The following is a 22,430-nucleotide window of genomic DNA, read 5'->3' as shown; positions in this document are numbered from 1 at the left end:
AATCAAAATTTAGGGCATAGTCTACCATGGCATTCAGGGGATTAATTCACGAAAAAATAAGGGGTAATCCATGTCAGCGATCAATTTCAGGAAGAAGATCAGCTTCTCGCGCCCTTATAACAGCCGCAAGGAACCGGAAGGCGAATATTACATTACGCGCCATTTTGAGAGCGATCGCGGACGGATTATAAACTCCGCCGCAATCCGGCGTTTGCAGCAAAAAACGCAGGTGTTTCCGCTGGAGCGTAACGCTGCCGTTCGTTCCCGCCTGACGCATTCGCTGGAGGTGCAGCAGACCGGGCGTTACATCACCAAAGAGATCCTGCAAACCCTGAAGATGCAGGGCGGGCTGGCGCTGTATGGTCTTGATGAGCTGGAAGGCGCGTTTGAAAGTCTGATTGAGATGGCCTGTCTGATGCATGATGTCGGTAATCCACCTTTTGGCCATTTTGGCGAGGCGGCGATTAACGACTGGTTTGAAGAGAACCTCTCAGCCGAGCTGGTGGATCCGCTGGTGGCCGGCGTGGAAGGAGAAGCACAGCGTAAAGCCTTTGATCAACTCAACGCCATGATCCGCCAGGATCTCTGTCACTTTGAAGGCAATGCGCAGGCGATCCGGATGGTGCATACGCTGCTGCAACTGAATCTCAGTTATTCTCAGGTCGCCTGCATCCTGAAATATACCGCGCCTGCCTGGTGGCAGGGGGAAAAGCCCGCCGAATTTAGCGTACTCATGAAGAAGCCTGGGTTTTATCTCTCTGAGCAGGATTATATTGCCGACCTGCGTGCTGCCACCAATATTGAAGAACACCACCGTTTTCCGCTGACTTATATAATGGAAGCTGCGGATGATATCTCCTATTGTATTGCCGATTTGGACGACGCTGTAGAAAAAGATATCTTTAATGTTGAAAGTTTGTATGAGTTTCTCAATAAAGCCTGGGGGCCGGTTAAAAATAATGACGCTTTCAGCCGGACTATTGGCGAAGCCTGGCGTGAAGCCTGCAGTAAAAAACGCCGAAGCCGCAGCGATCAATTTTTTATGTCACTCCGCGTAAATGTTCAGAGCGTGCTGGTAAGCTATGCGGTGAAACGTTTTGTTGATAATCTTCCTGCTATATTCGATGGAAGTTTTAACCATGCGCTACTGGAAGATGAGGGTGAAGAGGGCCGCTTACTGCAATTGTTTAAAACCGTTGCGCGCCAGCAGGTCTTTAATCATTCTGAAGTAGAGCAGCTGGAGTTGCAGGGTTACCGGGTGATTAAAGGGCTGCTGGAGATCTATCAGCCGCTGATGCGCCTTAATTACGAAGCCTTTACCACGCTAATAAATGAAGATTTCCTGCGTCAGCATCCGATCGAAACCCGGCTTTTTCATAAGCTCTCGGGTAAACACCGTAAAGCCTATTTGCATAAGATGCGTAATCTGGTTGTAGAACATAAATATCAGCGTCTGTTGTGGGAACGTTATTATCGCTTCCGGCTCATTCAGGATTATATCAGTGGTATGACCGATCTCTATGCCTGGGATGAGTACCGGCGACTGATGGCGGTAGAATAAGCCGCCAATTGTAAAGAGCGCGAATAAATTTTTACTTTTGCCTTAAACTTTTAAAGGAACTTCGCGCTAAAACATTTATCTCACCTTTCGACCACAGCAATGGTCTGAACAGTAATCTTATTGAGAAACGAAAAATGAAAAAAAAGACCTTAATGTTAAGTGCGCTGGCGTTGAGCCTGAGCATGGCGCTCGCCCCTGTTACTGTTTCTGCTGCGCAAACGGCCTCTTCCGATAGCCTGCAACAGCCAAGTCTGGCACCGATGCTGGAGAAGGTGATGCCGTCTGTGGTCAGTATCAGCGTCGAGGGGACCACCACGGTGAAAACCCCGCGTATGCCGCAGCAATTTCAGCAATTCTTTGGCGACAATTCGCCATTCTGCCAGGATGGTTCCCCGTTCCAGGGTTCACCGATGTGCCAGAACGGCGACGGTGCAGGCGGTAACGGCGGCGCGCCAGTGCCTGATACCCAGCAGGAAAAATTCCGTGCTCTGGGATCGGGCGTCATCATTAACGCTGAAAAAGGCTATGTGGTAACTAATAACCACGTCGTGAATAATGCCACCAAAATTCAGGTACAGCTCAGCGACGGTCGTCGCTATGACGCCAAAGTCATCGGTAAAGATCCCAGCTCTGACATTGCCCTGATTCAGCTGCAGGAAGCCAAAAATCTTACCGCAGTCAAAATCGCTGACTCTGACAACCTGCGCGTCGGCGATTATACCGTGGCGATCGGCAACCCTTATGGTCTGGGTGAAACGGTCACCTCAGGTATCGTCTCCGCGCTGGGACGCAGTGGCCTGAACGTGGAAAACTACGAAAACTTTATCCAGACAGATGCGGCCATTAACCGGGGCAACTCCGGTGGTGCGCTGGTTAACCTCAACGGTGAACTGATCGGGATTAACACCGCCATTCTGGCGCCCGATGGCGGCAACATCGGTATCGGCTTTGCTATCCCCAGCAACATGGTGAAAAACCTGACGGCACAGATGGTCGAGTTTGGTCAGGTGAAACGCGGCGAGCTGGGCGTGCAGGGGACTGAGCTGAACTCTGAGCTGGCAAAAGCGATGAAGGTCGACGCACAACGTGGTGCCTTTGTCAGCCAGGTGCTGCCAGACTCAGCGGCCGCCAAAGCCGGTATTAAGGCGGGTGACGTCATTGTCTCGATGAACGGTAAACCGCTGAGCAGCTTTGCTTCGCTGCGTGCGGAAGTGGGCTCACTGCCGGTTGGCACCACCCTGAAACTGGGACTGCTGCGTGACGGCAAACCGGTCGATGTCTCTGTTCAGTTGCAGCAGAGCAGCCAGTCAAAAGTGCAGTCCGCGACCATCTACACCGGTATTGAAGGCGCCGATCTCAGTAATATCGAAGCGGGTGCCAAAGGTGTCCGGGTTGATAACGTGAAACCGGGCAGTGCTGCGGCGCGTATCGGCCTGAAAAAGGGCGATGTGATCCAGGGCGTTAACCAGCAGGTAGTGACCAACCTGGGTGAGCTGCGCAAAGTTCTCGACAGCAAGCCGTCCGTTCTGGCGCTGAATGTGAAACGCGGCGACAGCAGTATCTATCTGCTGATGCAGTAAGCGAACAGCAACGGATGAAGAGGCGGACTGCGGTCCGCCTTTTTTATGTCCACTCTCTGCCTCCTCAGAGTGTGATGCTCACCGCAAATTCGGCAAATGACGGCCTGGCTCTGTGCAATTGCACAATGTTCTGCGTGCTGTGCATGCGTATTCTGTTTCTCCCCCTCTTTTTCAGGAGTAATGGATGGCTACCTATCACCTTGATGCCCGGCTGGCACAGGATATCGTGGCGCGCACCATGAAAATTATTGACAGCAATGTCAACGTGATGGATGCGCGGGGCCGGATTATCGGCAGCGGTGACCGGGAACGTATTGGGGAGTTGCACGAAGGTGCATTGCTGGTGCTCTCTCAGGGGCGCGTTGTCGACATCGATGAGGCCGTGGCTAAACATCTCCATGGCGTGCGGCCTGGCATTAACCTGCCGCTGCGCATTGATGGTGACATCGTCGGGGTGATCGGCCTGACCGGTGAGCCGCTGGCGCTGCGGCATTATGGCGAGCTGGTCTGCATGACCGCAGAGATGATGCTGGAGCAGGCCCGGCTGCTGCATATGCTGGCGCAGGACAGCCGTCTGCGTGAAGAGCTGGTGCTGAACCTGATCCGCAGCGATACCCTGTCGCCACAGCTGACCGAATGGGCGCAGCGGCTCGGTATCGATCTCAATCAGCCGCGTGTGGTCGCCGTGGTGGAAGTGGATAGTGGTCAGCTCGGGGTAGACAGCGCGATGTCAGAGTTACAGCAGCTGCAAACGCTGCTGACCACGCCGGAGCGGGACAATCTGATCGCGATTGTGTCACTGACCGAAATGGTGGTGCTGAAACCGGCCCTGAATGGGCATGGGCGTCACGATCAGGAAGATCATCGCCGCCGCGTAGAGCAGCTACTACAGCGGATGAAAGAGAGCGGTCATCTTCGGATGCGTATCGCGCTGGGCAACTTCTTTACCGGACCCGGCAGCATCGCACGCTCTTACCGGACGGCGCGCACCACGATGATGGTGGGCAAGCAACGTATGCCCGAGGTGCGCAGCTATTTTTATCAGGATCTGGTGCTGCCCGTGCTGCTCGACAGCCTGCGGGGTGGCTGGCAGGCCAATGAGCTCGCCCGGCCACTGGCGAAGCTCAAGAGCATGGATAACAACGGCTTGCTGCGCCGCACGCTGATCGCCTGGTTCACCCATAACGTCCAGCCGAGCGCCACCGCGCGTGCGCTGTTCATTCATCGTAATACGCTGGAATACCGGCTGAACCGGATTTCTGAACTGACCGGACTGAATCTTGGCCATTTTGATGACAGGCTGTTGCTCTATGTTGCTTTGCAACTGGATGAGCAGGGCTGAAGTGAAGATTTGCGGCATAAAAAAGGCCAGCAATGCTGGCCTCTCTGGTCGGGCAGGAAATTAACGACCGTTACGGGTTAATTTTTCCAGATCCGATTCAATTTCAGTGATCTTGTGAGAAACCACGCTTTCCAGGTGACGCAGGTCATCCAGAATTTTGCGTTTCAGATCCACTTCAACCTGATCGCGCTGGCAAATCTGGTCCAGTTCATCGATGACATAACGCAGATTCGGGCTGATTTCCTGAACTTCTTTGTAGCCCTGGGTCGCGTGATCGGCAACAACCGTTTTGCGCTGGCGCGGATATTTGAATTTGACGCTCTTCGCGAAAAACTCACCTTTATCTTTGCGGAAGTAGATTTTCAGAATGTCGTTATTGGCTTCCTGACGCAGGCTGTAGCGGTCAATGTCGTCCGGGTTACTGATACCTAAGCTTTTCAGATTGTCATACATAGCGTTGTTTCCATCAAAAGTGAGAAGCGCGCAGACTTGTTCATGACGTCCGTCAACTGTAGACATAAATAAGCGGGATGAACATTGCGCGACAGGATTTAACTGGCGCGGATTATGACCTGGATAAAAACTAAACGCACCAGTTAATTCGCGACGCGAAGCATGTTATTTGGGAATCACTGTAAAGAAAAGATGACGGGCTGGAAACCAGCCCGTCACTTAAATCAGTCGATGGTGCGCAGCAGTTCGTTGATGCCGGTTTTGCCCAGCGTTTTCGCATCCACTTTCTTCACGATTACGGCACAGTAGAGGCTGTAGCTGCCATCTTTAGAGGGCAGGTTACCTGAGACCACCACGGATCCCGCAGGAACACGGCCGTAATGCACTTCGCCGGTCTCGCGGTCATAGATTTTGGTGCTCTGACCGATGTAAACGCCCATTGAGATCACGGAACCTTCTTCAACAATCACGCCTTCAACGATTTCAGAGCGCGCGCCAATGAAGCAGTTATCTTCGATGATGGTCGGGTTCGCCTGCAGCGGCTCCAGCACGCCACCGATACCCACGCCGCCAGAAAGGTGAACGTTTTTACCAATCTGTGCACAGGAGCCAACGGTCGCCCAGGTGTCCACCATGGTGCCTTCATCCACAAAGGCGCCAATGTTGACGTAAGAAGGCATCAGCACCGTGTTGCGGGCGATATAGGCACCCTGGCGCACAGCCGCAGGCGGCACGACGCGGAAACCGGCTTCTTTGAAACGCGCTTCATCCCAGCCTGCAAACTTCATCGGCACTTTGTCGTAAAAGCGGGTTTCTGCACCTTCCATCACCTGATTGTCATTGATGCGGAAAGAGAGCAGTACGGCTTTCTTCAGCCACTGATGCGTTACCCACTCGCCGTCGATCTTCTCAGAAACGCGCAGTGCACCGCTGTCCAGCAGGGCGATCACCTGGTTGATGGCATCACGGGTTTCGCTGTCGACGCTGGCGGGTGTGATGTCAGCGCGACGTTCGAAGGCGGATTCAATAACGCTCTGTAACTGTTGCATATTTTTTTCCTGATCTGTCATGTGCGATGCCGGGCAATACCCCGACACAAGTAAAGAGATTAATGTTTACAAATCGAGTCTGGTCACACTTTATCGTTTGGATTAAGGGCCTCTGTCAACCGTTGTCGCAACGCTTTTCGCATTTCTTCGTCCAGTGCCTGACGTTCACTGTTGGCCAGAATAAACAAATCTTCGACCCTCTCGCCGATGGTGCTGATGCGTGCGCCATGCAGTGAGACTCCGAGATCGGCAAAGACTTCACCGACCCGCGCCAGCAGGCCTGGCTGATCCAGCGCCACCAGTTCCAGATAGCTGCGACGATCGGTATGCGTCGGCAGGAAATTGACTTCGGTATCGACGCTGAAATGCCTGAGTTTGGCCGACGGACGGCGGGTACGCGGCGGCGCCCACTCTGACTGGGTTATCGCCTGCTCCAGCGCCTGAATGATCATCGGATGGCGATCCGGAGAGAGCGGGCTGCCATCCGGCTCCAGCACAATAAAGGTATCCATCGCCATGCCGTCGCGGCTGGTAAAGATTTGCGCATCGTGCACGCTGAGATTACGGCGATCGAGTTCACCTGCCACGGCGGCAAACAGGTGCGGGCGATCGGGACTCCAGATAAAGATTTCAGTCCCGCCGCGCGTGGCCTGCGGACTGACCAGCACCAGCGGTTTTTTCAGGTCGTGAACCAGCAGGTGACGGGCATGCCAGGCGATCTGATTCGGCGTATGGCGCAGGAAATAGTCAGCGCGGCAGCGATTCCAGATCTGGTGCAGACGCTCTTCATCAATGTTGTCCATCCGCAGCAGCGCCAGCGCCTGCAGGCGATGATGACGCACCCGCTCACGCAGATCCGGACTGTTTTCCATGCCGCGTCGCAACTGCTTCTCGGTGGCGAAAAAGAGCTCACGCAACAGGCTCTGCTTCCAGCTGTTCCACAGACTTTCATTGGTGGCACAGATATCGGCTACGGTCAGGCAAACCAGATAGCGCAGCCGGTTCTCATTCTGCATCACCTCGGCGAACTGCTGTATCACCGTCGGGTCCTGAATATCGCGCCGCTGTGCTGTCACCGACATCAGCAGATGATGACGCACCAGCCAGGCCACCAGCTGGGTTTCACGTGAGTTGAGACCGTGCATTTCAGCAAAGTCGAGCGCATCCTGCGCGCCGAGAATAGAGTGATCGCCGCCGCGCCCTTTGGCAATGTCATGCAGCAGCGCGGCCATCAGCAACAGCTCCTGTTGCGGCAGGCGCGGCCATAACTCGACGCACAGTGGATGCTGCGGGCGGGTGCTTTCATTGGCAAAACTTTCCAGCTTCTGCAACACCCGAATGGTGTGCTCATCTACGGTGTAGGCGTGAAACAGATCGAACTGCATCTGTCCGACGATATGGCCCCACAGCGGCGTATAAGCCCACAGCACGCTATAGCGATGCATTGGCACCAGCGCCCGGCTGACCGCGCCGGGATGGCGCAGAATCGACATAAAGGTGCGGCGCGCTTCCGGGATCTGACACAGCGGCTGTTTAAGATGACGACGCGCATGGCGCAGGTGACGCAGGGTGGTGGAGTAGATCCCTTTGATGCTGTCGTTACGCACCATGACGTAGAACATGCGCAGGATCGCCTGCGGCTCTCGCCGGAACAGCGTTTCGTCGCGCAGGTCGATCAAATCGCCACGCAGCTGGAAATCGTCATCAATAGGCCTGGGCTTTTCGCTGGTGGAGAGCGCCAGAATCGCCTCATCAAACAGCTGCAGCAGCATCTGATTCAGTTCGCCGATACGCCGCGTGACCCGATAGAAATCTTTCATCATCCGCTCGACCGGCTCATTGCCCTCGCCCTGATAATTCAGGCGTTGTGCCACGCTGAGCTGGCGATCAAACAGCAGGCGATTATCGTAGCGGGGCAGGGAGAGGTGCAGGGCAAAGCGGATGCGCCAGAGAAATGCCTGACATTCGTTGAGTTCGCTGCGCTCGGCGTCGGTGAGGAAACCAAAGCCGACCATCTCATCCAGCGTGGTGGCGCCAAAATGGCGTCGGGCGACCCACTGCAGCGTATGAATATCCCGCAGGCCACCGGGGCTGCTTTTAATGTCCGGTTCAAGGTTATAGCTGGTGCCGTGGTAACGCTTGTGGCGCTCCTGCTGCTCTTCAATTTTGGCGGCGAAAAAGCAGGATGAGGGCCAGAAACCGTCGCTGAAGATGTTTTTCTGTAATTCCAGAAACAGCGCCACATCGCCGGTCAGCATGCGTGACTCAATCAGATTGGTGGCAACGGTCAGGTCAGATAACCCCTCAAGCAGACACTCTTCTAGCGTGCGAACGCTGTGACCCACTTCCAGCTTAAGGTCCCACATCAGCGTTAACAGGTCGCTGGTGCGCTGCGCAGCCTGTTCATCCAGCGGCTGGCGGCTCAGGATCAGGACGTCAATATCAGAGAGCGGATGCAGTTCGGCACGGCCATAGCCGCCAACGGCGACCAGCGCGATAGCCGGCATCTCATCAAAGCCAAAGAAGCGCCACAGGCGACGCAGCAGCCGATCGATAAACAGCGTGCGGGCATCAATCAGCGGCTCAACGGGTTCACCGGCATCAAACGCGGCGGCCAGATGTTGCTGAAACTGCTCCAGCCGCGGCTTCAGAATGTCACGCGTCAGCTGGTCGTCACCCCATTCGGCTGGCGAATCGACCAGACCGTTTTTCACATCTTCTGACAGACTCACGCTCATGCAGCTCTTCTCTTTTTTAGCCAAAAAAAAGCCGGCTCAGCGCCGGCTTGATCTGTAATGGGGGAATTACCCTTCGGCGACAAGCACAGCGGGCAGCGTGTCGTCTTTGCGCAGGGTTAAAATCTCACAGCCGTTCTCCGTCACCACAATAGTATGCTCATACTGCGCGGACAAGCTGCGATCTTTGGTTTTTACCGTCCAGCCATCTTTCATGGTGCGGATGCGGTAATCCCCGGCATTGACCATCGGTTCTACCGTAAAGGTCATGCCCGCCTGGAGTACTACGCCGCCATCATCGGCATCGTAATGCAGCACCTGAGGCTCTTCATGGAAACCCTTGCCGATACCGTGACCGCAATATTCGCGCACCACAGAGAAGTCGTTGGCTTCAACATATTTCTGGATGGCGCGGCCCAGTTCGCGCAGGCGGATGCCGGGCTTGATCAGACGCAGTGAGAGATAGAGGCTCTCCTGCGTGACACGGCACAGGCGTTCGCCCTGAATGGTCGGCTTACCGACGATAAACATCTTTGAGGTATCGCCGTGGTATTCATCTTTAATTACGGTGACATCGATATTCACTACATCGCCATCTTTTAACGGACGATCATCGCTGGGGATCCCGTGGCACACCACTTCATTCACCGAGATGCAGACTGACTTCGGAAAGCCGTGATAGCCGAGGCAGGCGGAGACAGCCTGTTGCTTTTGAGTAATGTGATCGTGGCAGATGCGGTCCAGTTCACCGGTGGTCACACCCGGTTTTACGTAAGGCTCGATCATCTCCAGCACTTCGGCGGCCAGTCGGCCCGCGACGCGCATTTTTTCGATTTCTTCAGGGGTTTTAATTGAAATTGCCATTAAATTAATCCGCAGTTGTCGAAATTTTCGACAATAATAAGTTCTGTGCTGTCATGTTAGCAGCCAGCAAATGGGCTGCCAAATAGAGAACGCGCTGACCTCCGTCAGCGATCATTTATTGGCGTCCCTGGGCTGGTTGTGGTATAAAGCGCGCCGACGATTCTCTGTATGGCCGTTTCGGTCAGCAGGAAACGCATAACTCTCATTATGTGTAATAAAACACACATGTATCGACACATACGCCGGGGTGCCTTGAAAGAGGTCGGTCGTATGGGATACATGGAGGCCCAACCCCAATCAAACTTTAGAGGTTTTATCATGGCAACTGTTTCCATGCGCGACATGCTCCAGGCTGGTGTTCACTTCGGTCACCAGACCCGTTACTGGAACCCAAAAATGAAGCCATTCATCTTTGGTGCTCGTAACAAGGTTCACATCATCAACCTGGAAAAAACTGTACCTATGTTCAACGAAGCTCTGGCTGAACTGAACAAGATCTCTTCCCGTAAAGGTAAGATCCTGATCGTAGGTACTAAGCGTGCTGCTGCTCAGGCGGTAAAAGAGTCTGCACTGAGCTGCGACCAGTTCTTCGTAAACCACCGCTGGTTGGGTGGCATGCTGACTAACTGGAAAACCGTGCGTCAGTCAATCAAGCGTCTGAAAGATCTGGAGATTCAGTCTCAGGATGGTACTTTCGACAAACTGACCAAAAAAGAAGCGCTGATGCGTGCGCGTGAGCTGGCCAAGCTGGAAAACAGCCTGGGCGGTATCAAAGATATGGGCGGTCTGCCAGACGCGCTGTTTGTTGTCGATGCTGACCACGAACACATCGCAATCAAAGAAGCAAACAACCTGGGTATCCCGGTATTTGCTATCGTTGATACCAACTCAGATCCAGATGGCGTTGATTTCGTTATCCCAGGTAACGACGATGCAATCCGTGCTGTAAACCTGTACCTGACTGCCGTTGCGACCACCGTTCGCGAAGGCCGCTCTCAGGACCTGGCTGAGCAAGCTGAAGAAGCGTCTTTAGAAAACGCTTAATAAGGTTTGCTCTGCATAAGAGCCCTTAGCATTCAGATGTGATCTGTAAGGGGCCTATACTGGCCCCTTTATTTTATCTAAGTCTGTTACGCCCCCAACCGGACGGCGGGACAGAGTAAATTTTCCGCAAATAAGTGTCTGCTGGTGCAAACGTACACAGGCACGAACCGAGGATTCTGGAATGGCTGACATTACCGCTGCATTGGTAAAAGAACTGCGTGAGCGTACTGGCGCTGGCATGATGGATTGCAAAAAAGCGCTGACTGAAGCGAACGGCGACATTGAGCTGGCGATTGAGAACATGCGTAAGTCTGGCGCAATCAAAGCAGCGAAAAAAGCAGGCAACGTTGCTGCTGATGGCGTAATCAAAACCAAGATCGTTGGCGACTACGGCGTGATTCTGGAAGTAAACTGCCAGACTGACTTCGTTGCAAAAGATGGCGGTTTCCAGGCGTTCGCAGACAAAGTTCTGGATGTGGCTGCAGCTGATCGCGTTACCGACGTTGAAGTTCTGAAAGCGCAGTTCGAAGAAGAGCGCGTTGCACTGGTTGCTAAAATCGGTGAGAACATCAACATCCGTCGCGTTGCTATCCTGGAAGGCGCAGAGCTGGGCAGCTACCTGCACGGCGCACGTATCGGCGTTCTGGTTTCAACCAAAGGCGCTAACGAAGATCTGATCAAACAGATCGCGATGCACGTTGCGGCAAGCAAGCCTGAATTCGTTAAGCCAGAAGACGTTTCTGCTGACGTGGTTGATAAAGAGTACCAGGTTCAGCTGGACATCGCGATGCAGTCTGGCAAGCCAAAAGAGATCGCAGAGAAGATGGTTGAAGGCCGTATGAAGAAATTCACCGGCGAAGTCTCTCTGACTGGTCAGGCTTTCGTTATCGACCCAAGCAAAACCGTTGGCCAGGCTCTGAAAGAGCAGGGCGCTGACGTTATCAACTTCATCCGCTTCGAAGTTGGTGAAGGCATCGAGAAAGTTGAGTCTGACTTCGCTGCAGAAGTTGCAGCAATGTCCAAACAGTCTTAATGCTTTGAAAGAACCGCCAGATGGCGGTTCTTTTTTGTCTGTGAATCGCAACAGATACGTTTTCAGTTTCATCCCAATAGCAATTTCATTGCGGTAAGCGGATGATCGATCAGAATTTACTTCTCCTTTACACCCAATCTTCCAGGAAGAACTGACCATGGCGACCAACGCAAAACCTGTTTATCAACGTATCCTGCTTAAACTCAGCGGCGAAGCCCTGCAAGGCGCTGAAGGTTTTGGTATCGACGCGAGTGTGCTTGACCGCATGGCACAAGAGGTAAAAGAGCTGGTTGAACTGGGCATCCAGGTTGGCGTGGTGATTGGCGGAGGGAACCTGTTCCGTGGAGCGAGCCTGCAGCAGGCCGGCATGAACCGCGTTGTGGGTGACCACATGGGTATGCTGGCAACCGTGATGAACGGCCTGGCGATGCGTGATGCACTGCACCGCGCCTATGTGAATGCACGCCTGATGTCAGCGATTCCACTGAATGGCGTCTGTGACAACTACAGCTGGGCAGAAGCAATCAGCCTGCTGCGTAACAACCGCGTGGTGATCTTCTCCGCCGGTACCGGTAACCCGTTCTTCACCACTGACTCTGCAGCGTGTCTGCGCGGCATTGAGATTGAAGCGGACGTCGTGCTGAAAGCGACCAAAGTGGACGGCGTCTACTCTGCGGATCCGGTGAAAAGCCCGGACGCAACGCTGTATGAGCAACTGACCTATGCTGAAGTGCTGGATCAGGAGCTGAAAGTGATGGATCTGGCGGCCTTTACCCTGGCGCGTGACCACAAATTACCTATCCGTGTTTTCAACATGAATAAGCCTGGCGCACTGCGTCGCGTAGTGATGGGTGAAAAAGAAGGCACCCTGATTACGCATTAATACCCGAGGCGAGATAAAATAAGGTATATTCTGTCAGCGCGATGATAATGCATCGCGCACCAGTCAGGATTATCGATGATTATCGATCCCGCTTCCGGTTACGCCGGAACTGGCCAGGTCAAACCGAATCCAAGGGTTTCAACGTGATTAACGACATCAAAAAAGATGCTGACACGCGCATGGAAAAATGCGTTGAAGCATTCAAAACCACCATCAGCAAAGTGCGCACCGGTCGTGCTTCACCTTCGCTGCTCGACGGCATCGTCGTCGAATATTACGGCACGCCGACGCCACTGCGTCAGCTGGCTTCTGTCACTGTGGAAGATTCACGCACGCTGAAAATCAACGTGTTTGATCGTTCACTGAGTCCGGCAGTCGAAAAAGCGATCATGAAGTCCGATCTCGGTCTGAACCCAAGTTCAGCCGGTACCGACATCCGTGTTCCGCTGCCTGCGCTGACAGAAGAGCGTCGTAAAGATCTGATTAAAATCGTGCGCGGCGAAGCCGAGCAGGGCCGTGTGTCGGTACGTAACGTCCGTCGCGATGCCAACGATAAAATCAAAGCGCTGCTGAAAGATAAAGAGATCAGCGAAGACGACGAACGTCGTGCGCAGGATGAAGTGCAAAAAATGACCGATGCGTACATCAAGAAAGTTGATGCTGCACTGTCAGAAAAAGAGACGGAGCTGATGGATTTCTAATCTCATCACTGCCGGACAAAACGCCGTACAGAGAGGTATTCGTATGAATGCGACATCTGGCGGCGTTTTACATTGTGCCTGTGGGCACGCTGACTTCACACGGATAGCTTCATGAAGCGATTAACTCTGCTGGGATCCACCGGATCAATCGGCACCAGTACGCTGGCGGTGGTGCGCGCCAACCCGGCGCTTTATCAGATTACGGCGCTGGTTGCCGGCCATAACGTGGCGCTGATGGCCGAGCAGTGTGCGGCCTTTACACCGCGCTACGCCTGCATGGCAGACGAGGCATCCGCCGCTGCGTTGCGTGAGCGACTGAGAGCAATCAGGGTCAATACTGAAGTGCTCTCCGGCGTTCAGGCAGCCTGTGAGCTGGCCGCGCTGGATGAGGTGGATCAGGTGATGGCGGCGATCGTTGGCGCATCGGGTTTGCTGCCGACGCTGGCGGCCATTCGCGCCGGAAAAACGGTGCTGCTGGCCAACAAAGAATCGCTTGTCACCTGCGGCCGTTTGTTTATGGAGGCCGTGCGTCATCATAACGCACAGTTACTACCGGTCGACAGCGAGCATAACGCCATTTTTCAGAGTTTACCGGCTACCATCCAGCATCAGTTAGGTTACGCTGACCTGCGGGATAATGGCATTGAGTCGATTATCCTTACGGGATCGGGTGGTCCTTTTCGTGACACAGATTTAGCGGATCTCAGCGCCATGTCGCCAGATCAGGCCTGTGCACATCCGAACTGGTCGATGGGGAGAAAAATCTCTGTCGATTCGGCCACCATGATGAATAAAGGTCTTGAGTACATTGAAGCCCGTTGGTTGTTTAATGCCAGCGCAGCGCAGATGGAAGTGATACTCCACCCACAGTCGGTGATTCACTCCATGGTGCGATACTGCGATGGCAGCGTGCTGGCTCAATTAGGTTCTCCTGATATGCGTACGCCGATTGCCCACAGCATGGCCTGGCCTTCGCGCATCAATGCAGGCGTGACGCCGCTGGATTTTACCCGCATGTCGGCGCTCTCCTTTGCAGAACCTGATTTTAGTCGCTACCCCTGTCTGAAACTGGCCATTGATGCCTGTGATGCAGGGCAGGCGGCGACCACCACGCTGAATGCAGCCAACGAGGTTGCCGTCGCGGCTTTCCTGAATCACCAGATCCGCTTCACCGACATTGCCGCGCTTAATAGTGAGGTGATGGCGGCACAAGTGTGTCCGGAGCCGGATTCGGTGGACGCTGTCCTTGAAATCGATCGCACTGCGCGCGCGCTGGCGACAGAAATGTTGCCGCGTTTCACGTCGTGATGCCGATCGTTATGAGGCCATTTGTTCGCTTCAGGTGAAAATGATATAGTCGCTGGCTCGCGTTTCACGGTCTGTCACCGAATTCGGTGTGGCCCGGCACTGAGAGTGTGTCGGGATTTGAATCGGGCGCAATGTATTCAGAAACCACAGCATTTCTGATGAAAGGAATTGGTTAAGCGTTATGTCGTCTAACAATCACAACAACACTGATGACCAGCAGGGAAACGGTCCGCGCCACGTCGCTATCATCATGGATGGCAATGGCCGCTGGGCCAAAAATCAGGGAAAATTGCGCATTTCAGGCCACAAAGCTGGCGTTAAATCGGTACGCCGTGCCGTCAGCTTTGCGGTCAGTAACAATCTTGAAGCCCTGACGCTTTACGCCTTCAGCAGTGAAAACTGGAGTCGTCCGCCGCAGGAAGTCACCGCGTTAATGGAACTCTTTGTCTGGGCGCTTGATAGTGAAGTGAAGAGCCTGCACAAACACAATGTTCGCTTACGCGTCATTGGCGATACCAGCCGTTTCAGCCCGCGTATTCAGGAACGTATTCGCCGTTCTGAGACGCTGACCGCAAATAATAGTGGCCTGACGCTCAACATTGCTGCCAACTATGGCGGCCGTTGGGATATTATCGAAGGCGTGAAAAAACTGGCTGAACAGGTTCAGGAAGGATTACTGCGACCTGACCAGATTACCGAAGAGAGCCTGACGTCGCAGCTCTGTATGCAGGAGCTGGCGCCAGTGGATTTAGTGATAAGGACCGGGGGAGAGCATCGGATTAGCAACTTCCTGCTGTGGCAGATTGCCTATGCTGAATTCTATTTTACCGATGTGCTCTGGCCGGATTTCGATGAACACGTTTTTGAAGGTGCACTGAATGCATTCTCTCTGCGGGAGCGTCGTTTTGGCGGCGCTGCACCAGGCGGCGCCTGAGCAATCTGGGGGTAACCTTTGCTGAAGTCTCGTCTGATTACCGCGTTGATTTTAATTCCGCTGGTAATAGCTGCACTGTTCTGGTTACCGCCTGTTGGCTTCGCCCTGACAACCATCGTTATCTGTATGCTGGCAGCCTGGGAATGGGGCCAGTTTGCAGGGATGGCATCACGGCAACAGCGCGTCTGGCTGGCTGTACTTTGTGGTCTGCTGCTGGCGCTGATGCAGTTTACGCTGCCACCTTATCAACACACGGTGCATCTGCCACAGATCGCGACATCGCTTTGGGCGTCGCTGGTGTGGTGGGTCGTTGCACTGCTGCTGGTGCTCTCCTATCCCGCTTCTGCGGCCTTCTGGCGCCATTCGCGTCCCCTTCGCTTACTGTTCGGCGTGTTAACGCTGGTCCCTTTTTTCTGGGGCATGGTGGCGCTGCGCCAGTATCACTATGACACCGACCACTTCGCCGGTGCCTGGTGGCTGCTGTTTGTATTGCTGCTGGTATGGGGAGCGGATTCAGGTGCCTATATGTTTGGCAAGATGTTCGGCAAGCACAAGCTGGCGCCAAAGGTCTCACCAGGCAAAACCTGGGAAGGCTTCCTGGGCGGTCTGGTCACCTCGGCGCTGATTGCAGTGCTGTTTGCGACGCTGGCGCCACTGACGGTTTCCACCGGTACGCTGGTGATTTGCGCGATTATCGCGACGCTGGCCTCTGTGCTGGGCGACCTCACTGAGAGCATGTTTAAACGTGAAGCGGGCATCAAAGACAGTGGTAATCTGATTCCTGGTCACGGCGGCATTCTTGATCGTATTGATAGTCTGACTGCGGCGGTGCCGGTGTTTGCCTGTTTATTGCTGCTGGTGTTTCGCACCCTTTAAGGACAGGCAAAGATGTTGAGCATACTCTGGAGTTTCGTCGCCTTTATCGTTGCGCTGGGCGTATTAATTACCGTTCATGAGTTTGGCCATTTCTGGGTCGCTCGTCGCTGTGGCGTCAAAGTTGAGCGCTTTTCCATTGGTTTTGGTAAGTCGCTCTGGCAGCGCCGTGACCGCCACGGCACCGAATTTGTCATCGCGCTGATTCCCCTTGGCGGCTACGTTAAAATGCTCGACGAGCGTGTTGAAAGCGTGCCAGCCGAATTTCGTCATCAGGCTTTTAACAACAAAGCCGTCTGGCAACGCGCCTCCATCATTGCGGCAGGTCCTGTCGCTAATTTCATCTTTGCCATCTTTGCCTACTGGGTTGTGTTTATTCACGGCGTGCCCGGCGTGCGCCCGGTAATCGGTGAAATTTTAAACGGTTCGGTGGCTGCGGAAGCTCAAATTACGCCCGGCATGGAACTTAAGGCTGTTGACGGTATCGAAACGCCTGACTGGGATGCTGTGCGTATGGCGCTGGTGGGTAAAATCGGCGACAGCAGCACCACCTTAACGGTGGCTCGATTTGGCGAGGACGCGACCCAGCAGAAACAGCTGGATTTGCGTAACTGGCAGTTTGAGCCTGATAAGCAGGATCCGGTCGTCGCGTTAGGGATTCAGCCACGCGGTCCGCAGATTGAGACCACGCTGGCAGAAGTGCAGGCGAACTCGCCAGCCAGTGAAGCCGGTTTGCAAGCAGGCGACAGGATCGTTAAAGTCGATGGTCAGCCATTATCGCAGTGGCAGACTTTTGTCACGCAGGTCCGGGATAACCCCGGCAAAAGCATGGCGCTTGAGGTGGATCGCGGCGGTGAGTCTATTGCGCTGACGATGACGCCAGAAGCGAAATCTGGCAGTAAAGCGGGATTTGCGGGTGTCATTCCGCGCATTGTTCCTCTGCCAGAAGAGTACAAGACGGTAAGACAGTATGGCGCGTTTGCGGCTATCGGTGAGGCTAGTGTAAAAACCTGGCAACTGATGAAGCTCACCGTCTCCATGCTGGGCAAGTTAATAACCGGTGATGTGAAGCTGAACAACCTGAGCGGGCCAATTTCGATTGCGCAGGGTGCAGGGTTGTCAGCAGAGTATGGGTTGATTTACTACCTGATGTTCCTGGCGTTGATTAGCGTCAACCTGGGCATCATCAACCTGTTCCCTTTGCCGGTTTTAGATGGTGGGCACTTGCTCTTCCTGGCGATCGAAAAGATCAAGGGTGGACCGGTGTCCGAGCGAGTTCAGGACTTTAGTTATCGCATCGGTTCAATTTTACTGGTGCTGTTAATGGGGCTTGCACTTTTCAATGATTTCTCACGTTTGTAACCGCTGGAACGCGAACATTCGAGGGATGTGTTAGGAAAACGCATAACAACGATGGCGATGAAAAAGTTGCTCATAGCGTCGCTGCTGTTTAGCAGCGCCACCGTTTACGGTGCAGACGATTTCGTAGTGAAGGATATTCATTTCGAAGGGCTGCAGCGAGTCGCCGTCGGCGCGGCTCTGCTGAGCATGCCAGTACGGGTTGGCGATACGGTGAATGACGATGATGTCAGAAATACCATTCGCTCGCTGTTCGCTACTGGCAACTTTGAGGATGTTCAGGTCCTGCGAGACGGTACAACGCTGATTGTCCAGGTCAAAGAACGTCCTACCATTGCCAGCATTACCTTCACCGGTAACAAAGCGGTGAAAGAGGATCAGCTCAAACAAAATCTGGAAGCCTCAGGTGTCCGTGTCGGCGAAGCGCTGGACCGTACCACCATCTCCTCTATCGAGAAGGGACTTGAGGATTTCTACTACAGCGTAGGTAAATATACCGCCAACGTGAAAGCCGTGGTCACGCCACTGCCGCGTAACCGTGTGGATCTGAAGCTGGTCTTTACTGAAGGTGTCTCTGCAAAAATTCAGCAGATCAACATCGTCGGTAATAAAGCCTTTAGCTCCGATGAGCTGATTTCCCGCTTCCAGCTGCGCGATGAAGTGCCATGGTGGAACGTGGTCGGCGATCGTAAATATCAGAAGCAGAAACTGGCGGGTGACCTTGAAACCCTGCGCAGCTTCTATCTGGATCGTGGCTATGCACGCTTTAACATCGATTCAACGCAGGTCAGCCTGACGCCTGATAAAAAAGGTATCTACATCACGGTGAACATCACCGAAGGTGACCAGTACAAAATCGCTGGCGTGATCGTCAATGGCAGCATGGCGGGCCATTCAGCAGAAATTGAACATCTGACCAAGATTCCGGCAGGCGAGCTCTATAACGGCGCCAAAGTCACGAAAATGGAAGATGACATCAAGAAACTGCTGGGCCGCTACGGCTATGCCTATCCGCGCGTGGCAACACAGCCAGAAATCAACGACGCCGACAAAACCGTAAAACTGCATATCAATGTGGATGCAGGTAACCGTTATTATGTCCGTAACGTCCGTTTCGAAGGCAATGACACGTCGAAAGACTCCGTGTTACGTCGCGAAATGCGTCAGATGGAAGGCGCGTGGCTGGGCAGCGATCTGGTTGAACAGGGTAAAGAGCGTCTGAACCGTACCGGTTACTTTGAAACCGTTGATGTGGATACTCAGCGTGTGCCAGGTTCGTCGGACCAGGTTGACGTGGTCTACAAGGTTAAAGAGCGTAACACCGGTACCTTTAACTTCGGCGTCGGCTACGGCACCGAAAGTGGTGTGAGCTTCCAGGTCGGCGTCACGCAGGATAACTGGCTGGGCACCGGTAATACCGTGGGCATCAGCGGGACCAAGAACGATTACCAGACCTATGCTGAATTCTCGCTGACTGACCCTTACTTTACCGTTGATGGTGTCAGTCTGGGTGGTCGTCTGTTCTACAACGACTTTAAAGCAGATAACGCGGACCTTTCTGACTATACCAACAAAAGTTATGGTCTGGATGGCACGCTTGGCTTCCCGGTTAACGAAAACAACACCCTGCGTGTCGGTCTGGGCTATGTCCACAATGACCTGTCAAACATGCAGCCGCAGGTGGCGATGTGGCGTTATCTTGACTCGGTCGGCAAGCCGCAGCAGCTCAATGATGAAGGTGATTTCTCAGCAGATGACTTCACCTTTAACTACGGCTGGACTTATAACACCCTGGACCGCGGCTTCTTCCCGACGTCCGGTAACCGTACCAACCTGAACGGTAAGGTGACGATTCCGGGCTCGGATAACAGCTTCTATAAGGCCACGCTGGATACTCAGCAGTATGTGCCGATTAACCAGGATCGTACCTGGGTGCTGTTAGGCCGTGGTCGCGTAGGTTATGGCGATGGTCTCGACGGCAAAGAAATGCCGTTCTACGAGAACTTCTACGCCGGTGGTTCAAGCACCGTGCGTGGCTTCCAGTCCAACACCATTGGACCGAAAGCAGCCTACTTAAATAACAACTCGTCGAACTGCCGAATCGCCGATCCAAATGGCGTCTGTAAGTCTGACGATGCGGTGGGCGGTAACGCCATGGCGATTGCCAGCCTTGAGCTGATTACGCCAACGCCGTTCCTGAGCGAGAAGTATGCTAACTCGGTTCGTACCTCGGTGTTTGTCGATGCCGGTACAGCGTGGGATACCCATTGGGAAAATACCGCGGAAACGCGTGCGGCGGGCATTCCTGACTACAGCGATCCAAACAATATCCGTGTATCCAGCGGTGTTGCGCTACAGTGGATGTCACCGCTCGGCCCGCTGGTGTTCTCTTACGCCCAGCCGATGAAGAAAGTCGATGGAGACAAGTCAGAGCAGTTCCAGTTTAACATTGGTAAAACCTGGTAATGTTCTGAGCATGGATGCATAGCTGAAGTATTGCTGCCGGACAGCACCTGTTGCTGTTCCGGGGCAAACACTGTGTCGCTGACACAAACGTTGATGGTAAGGAGTTTATAGTGAAAAAGTTGTTGTGTGCCGCAGGTCTGGGTCTTGCTTTAGCGGTTTCCGCTGGTGTTCAGGCTGCCGACAAAATTGCAGTGGTAAACGTGTCCAGCATTTTCCAACAGTTACCGCAACGTGCGACTGTTGCTAAGCAGCTGGAAAACGAGTTCAAAGGCCGTGCAACTGAGTTGCAGAGCCAGGAGCGCGATCTGCAAACCAAAATGCAGCGTCTGCAGCGTGACGGTTCTACCATGAAGGCGAGCGAACGCAGCCGTATGGAAAAAGATGTCATGTCTCAGCGTGAAGCTTTCTCTACAAAAGCCCAGTCTTTTGAGCAGGATAATCGCCGTCGTCAGATGGAAGAGCGTAACAAGCTGCTGAGCCGTATTCAGGATGCCGTGAAGAAAGTCGCTGACAGCGATGGTTACGACGTCGTGATCGACGCTAACGCGGTGGCTTATGCGTCAAACGCAAAAGACATCACTGCTGACGTGCTGAAACAGGTTAAATAATTCATGTCATCTATTCGACTGGCTGATTTAGCCCAGCAGTTGGATGCAGAATTGCACGGAGATGGCGATATCGTCATCTCCGGCATTGCTTCTATGCAATCCGCCACAACTGGCCAAATCACTTTTCTTGCAAACAGCCGTTACCGCGAGCAACTCGCCCTGATTAAGGCCTCAGCCGTGGTGCTGACGGAAGCGGATCTGGAGTGGTGCAATACCGCAGCGCTGGTGGTGAAAGATCCCTACCTGACCTATGCGCGTATGGCACAAATACTCGATACCACGCCACAGCCAGCGCAAAATATTGCCCCCAGTGCAGTGATCGATCCCTCAGCCCGACTCGGCAGCAACGTCGCCATTGGCGCCAATGCAGTGATCGAAGCGAATGTTGAGCTGGGCGATAACGTGGTCATTGGTGCAGGATGTTTTGTTGGCAAAAAAACCCGTATCGGCAGCGGTACCCGTCTCTGGGCCAACGTCTCTGTTTATCACGAAATTGAAATCGGTCAGGATTGCCTGATTCAGTCAGGTACCGTCATCGGTTCTGATGGTTTCGGCTATGCCAACGATCGTGGTAACTGGGTGAAAATCCCGCAGTTAGGCGCGGTGATAATCGGCGATCGCGTAGAAATAGGTGCCTGCACCACTATCGATCGCGGTGCGCTGGATAACACTCTGATCGGCAATGGTGTTATCATAGACAACCAGTGCCAGATCGCTCACAACGTAGTTATTGGCGACAATACTGCGGTTGCAGGCGGTGTGATCATGGCGGGTAGTTTGAAAATTGGGCGTTACTGTATGATTGGCGGTGCCAGCGTTATTAACGGCCATATGGAAATCTGTGACAAAGTAACGGTGACCGGTATGGGTATGGTCATGCGTCCTATCACAGAGCCTGGTGTCTATTCATCAGGCATTCCGCTGCAACCCAACAAAACCTGGCGCAAAACTGCAGCGCTGGTGATGAACATCGATGACATGAGCAAACGCTTAAAAGCCATCGAGCGCAAGGTCGGCAAAGACGACTAACCGCCATCCCAAAACTGACCGGCTTTCATAATAAAAATGTTAAGCAGGGAAGCCCGGCGCCACAGAACCTATTTGCGGCCTGCGGAAGATCATTTTGATCTGTGCAGGCCGTGTTATTGATGTCATCAGATTTTTAGGACAGGAAGAGTATTTTGACTACTGAAACTCATACTCTGAAAATTGAAGAGATTTTAGAGCTGCTGCCGCACCGCTATCCGTTTCTGCTGGTAGACCGCGTGCTGGAATTTGAAGAGCACAAATACCTGCGTGCAGTGAAGAACGTTTCTGTTAATGAACCGTTTTTCCAGGGGCACTTCCCTGGTAAACCGATTTTTCCTGGCGTTCTGATCCTGGAAGCGATGGCGCAGGCTACCGGTATTCTGGCGTTTAAAAGCGTAGGTAAACTGGAGCCAGGCGAACTCTACTACTTTGCCGGTATCGACAGTGCCCGTTTCAAGCGCCCTGTGGTACCAGGCGACCAAATGATCATGGAAGTCACTTTCGAGAAAACCCGCCGTGGTCTGACCCGCTTTAAAGGCGTGGCGACTGTCGACGGGAAAATCGTTTGTGAAGCGACCATGATGTGTGCCCGCAGCCGGGAGGCATAA

The 22,430-nt window shown here is 53.6% G+C and carries 19 protein-coding genes; 15 read left to right on the top strand and 4 right to left on the bottom strand.

The annotated features are described in order from the left end of the window. The first annotated feature begins 70 nt into the window (after positions 1-70). The 3 genes from dgt (at position 71) to LC417_RS08745 (ending at position 4,483) form a co-directional block, all read left to right on the top strand. Positions 71-1,561, top strand: coding sequence for a dGTPase (gene dgt, locus LC417_RS08755; protein WP_223565741.1), 1,491 nt, complete (start codon positions 71-73; stop codon positions 1,559-1,561). A 134-nt stretch (positions 1,562-1,695) separates the two neighbouring features. Further along, complete coding sequence (gene degP, locus LC417_RS08750; protein ID WP_061703657.1) at positions 1,696-3,141, top strand: serine endoprotease DegP; 1,446 nt, start codon at positions 1,696-1,698, stop codon at positions 3,139-3,141. Between the two features lie 184 nt (positions 3,142-3,325). Beyond that, positions 3,326-4,483 (top strand): CdaR family transcriptional regulator, encoded by a 1,158-nt coding sequence (locus LC417_RS08745; RefSeq protein ID WP_010254083.1) that lies wholly within the window; start codon positions 3,326-3,328, stop codon positions 4,481-4,483. 60 nt (positions 4,484-4,543) lie between these two features. Here LC417_RS08745 and LC417_RS08740 read toward each other — a convergent pair whose 3' ends face one another. The 4 genes from LC417_RS08740 to map all read right to left on the bottom strand — a co-directional run bounded on the left by LC417_RS08740 (position 4,544) and on the right by map (position 9,584). Further along, positions 4,544-4,936: a DUF3461 family protein gene (locus LC417_RS08740; protein ID WP_010254085.1), complete on the bottom strand. Its 393-nt coding sequence runs from the start codon at positions 4,934-4,936 to the stop codon at positions 4,544-4,546. A 224-nt stretch (positions 4,937-5,160) separates the two neighbouring features. Beyond that, entirely contained in the window at positions 5,161-5,985 is an 825-nt protein-coding gene (gene dapD / locus LC417_RS08735; RefSeq protein WP_010671859.1) for a 2,3,4,5-tetrahydropyridine-2,6-dicarboxylate N-succinyltransferase, read from the bottom strand. Positions 5,986-6,068: 83 nt separating this feature from the next. Continuing rightward, positions 6,069-8,723: a bifunctional uridylyltransferase/uridylyl-removing protein GlnD gene (glnD, locus tag LC417_RS08730; RefSeq protein WP_111534817.1), complete on the bottom strand. Its 2,655-nt coding sequence runs from the start codon at positions 8,721-8,723 to the stop codon at positions 6,069-6,071. 66 nt (positions 8,724-8,789) lie between these two features. Then, positions 8,790-9,584: a type I methionyl aminopeptidase gene (gene map, locus LC417_RS08725; protein WP_010254092.1), complete on the bottom strand. Its 795-nt coding sequence runs from the start codon at positions 9,582-9,584 to the stop codon at positions 8,790-8,792. Positions 9,585-9,902: 318 nt separating this feature from the next. Here map and rpsB point away from each other — a divergent pair, with 318 nt between their 5' ends. The 12 genes from rpsB (at position 9,903) to fabZ (ending at position 22,430) form a co-directional block, all read left to right on the top strand. After that, positions 9,903-10,628 carry a 30S ribosomal protein S2 gene (gene rpsB / locus LC417_RS08720; RefSeq protein ID WP_008925636.1) on the top strand — a complete coding sequence of 242 codons (726 nt, stop codon included), beginning with the start codon at positions 9,903-9,905 and terminating at the stop codon, positions 10,626-10,628. Between the two features lie 181 nt (positions 10,629-10,809). Continuing rightward, positions 10,810-11,661, top strand: coding sequence for a translation elongation factor Ts (gene tsf, locus LC417_RS08715; RefSeq protein WP_010254097.1), 852 nt, complete (start codon positions 10,810-10,812; stop codon positions 11,659-11,661). Positions 11,662-11,818: 157 nt separating this feature from the next. Further along, positions 11,819-12,544, top strand: a complete 726-nt coding sequence (gene pyrH, locus LC417_RS08710; RefSeq protein ID WP_010254099.1) for a UMP kinase — start codon at positions 11,819-11,821, stop codon at positions 12,542-12,544. Between the two features lie 143 nt (positions 12,545-12,687). Next, positions 12,688-13,245, top strand: a complete 558-nt coding sequence (frr, locus tag LC417_RS08705) for a ribosome recycling factor (protein ID WP_010254103.1) — start codon at positions 12,688-12,690, stop codon at positions 13,243-13,245. 111 nt (positions 13,246-13,356) lie between these two features. Beyond that, positions 13,357-14,553: a 1-deoxy-D-xylulose-5-phosphate reductoisomerase gene (gene ispC / locus LC417_RS08700; RefSeq protein WP_022625453.1), complete on the top strand. Its 1,197-nt coding sequence runs from the start codon at positions 13,357-13,359 to the stop codon at positions 14,551-14,553. Between the two features lie 181 nt (positions 14,554-14,734). Further along, entirely contained in the window at positions 14,735-15,487 is a 753-nt protein-coding gene (gene ispU, locus LC417_RS08695) for a (2E,6E)-farnesyl-diphosphate-specific ditrans,polycis-undecaprenyl-diphosphate synthase (RefSeq protein ID WP_010254107.1), read from the top strand. An 18-nt stretch (positions 15,488-15,505) separates the two neighbouring features. Beyond that, complete coding sequence (gene cdsA, locus LC417_RS08690; protein ID WP_010254111.1) at positions 15,506-16,363, top strand: phosphatidate cytidylyltransferase; 858 nt, start codon at positions 15,506-15,508, stop codon at positions 16,361-16,363. 12 nt (positions 16,364-16,375) lie between these two features. After that, on the top strand, positions 16,376-17,722 hold the full coding sequence (gene rseP, locus LC417_RS08685; protein ID WP_010671861.1) for a sigma E protease regulator RseP: 1,347 nt from the start codon (positions 16,376-16,378) through the stop codon (positions 17,720-17,722). 51 nt (positions 17,723-17,773) lie between these two features. Then, entirely contained in the window at positions 17,774-20,185 is a 2,412-nt protein-coding gene (bamA, locus tag LC417_RS08680; protein WP_223565740.1) for an outer membrane protein assembly factor BamA, read from the top strand. Positions 20,186-20,295: 110 nt separating this feature from the next. Next, entirely contained in the window at positions 20,296-20,793 is a 498-nt protein-coding gene (gene skp / locus LC417_RS08675; RefSeq protein ID WP_010254125.1) for a molecular chaperone Skp, read from the top strand. A gap of 3 nt (positions 20,794-20,796) precedes the next feature. Then, a complete protein-coding gene (gene lpxD / locus LC417_RS08670) occupies positions 20,797-21,822 on the top strand; it encodes a UDP-3-O-(3-hydroxymyristoyl)glucosamine N-acyltransferase (RefSeq protein WP_050679571.1) in 1,026 nt (341 codons plus the stop codon). 152 nt (positions 21,823-21,974) lie between these two features. Continuing rightward, on the top strand, positions 21,975-22,430 hold the full coding sequence (fabZ, locus tag LC417_RS08665) for a 3-hydroxyacyl-ACP dehydratase FabZ (protein ID WP_003852639.1): 456 nt from the start codon (positions 21,975-21,977) through the stop codon (positions 22,428-22,430).

This window comes from Pantoea sp. OVA07A (genome assembly GCF_019969975.1).
GTDB classification, from domain to species: domain Bacteria; phylum Pseudomonadota; class Gammaproteobacteria; order Enterobacterales; family Enterobacteriaceae; genus Pantoea; species Pantoea agglomerans.
This window is presented reverse-complemented; position numbering and strand designations above follow the sequence as displayed.